Source organism: Bradyrhizobium sp. 197 (genome assembly GCF_023073375.1).
In the GTDB taxonomy this organism is placed as follows: domain Bacteria; phylum Pseudomonadota; class Alphaproteobacteria; order Rhizobiales; family Xanthobacteraceae; genus Bradyrhizobium.
This window is the reverse complement of the sequence record NZ_JADPJJ010000016.1, coordinates 1-734: the sequence shown is the minus strand read 5'-3', so window position 1 is coordinate 734 and position 734 is coordinate 1. Positions and strand designations below refer to the sequence as shown.

Sequence of the window (734 nt, the reverse complement as noted above, 5' to 3'; positions counted from 1 at the left end):
GGCCGGCGCCAGAACGGCAAGCTGCTCTACGCCGGCAAGGTGCGTACCGGCTACACCGAGACGACCGCGCGCGAATTGCGCGAGCGGCTTGATCCGTTGATCCGCAACACCTCTCCGCTCGATGTGGCCGTCAAAAAGCCGAAGGCGACCTGGGTCGAGCCGACCCTTGAGATCGAGGTCCAATATGGCGCGCTGACTGATGATGGCCTGCTGCGCGAAGCTGTGTTCAAGGGGTTTCGAGACGATCTCGCGGTGCGCAAGGTCAAGGCGCCGCGGCTGGTGCCGTCCGTCGCCGGCCGGCCGAAGCTGGGCGTCCCCCGAGAGAACATCCTGCAGCTTCTGCCCGAAGCCGTTGCTCCCTCCAAGGAAGAGCTCGCCGACTATTGGACCCGGGTCTGGAAAAAGGCGCTGCCGCACCTCGGGCATCGTCCGCTGAAGCTGGTGCGTCACGTGCACGGCACGACCTTCTATCATAAGGGGCCGCTGCCGAAGGACATTCCGGCCGCCGTGCACCAGCTCCGTATTCAGAAGCGCGAGGGCGGCCAGGGAACGCGCCTGTGGGTCGACAGCCTGGATGGTTTCCTTGGCCTCGTCGAGATCGGGGCTGTCGAGCTGCACCCGTGGAATGCGACCGTCGAGGACTTCGAACATGCCGACCGCATCGTGATCGACCTCGATCCCGGCGAGGGCGTCGACTGGAATGCCGTCGTGGAGACCGCACTCGATTTGCGCAC

The 734-nt window shown here is 65.3% G+C and carries 1 protein-coding gene; it reads left to right on the top strand.

All coding sequences use genetic code 11. The features are described 5' to 3' along the window. On the top strand, positions 1–734 hold a 734-nt coding region (gene ligD, locus IVB27_RS04765), incomplete at both ends, for a non-homologous end-joining DNA ligase LigD (RefSeq protein ID WP_524536461.1).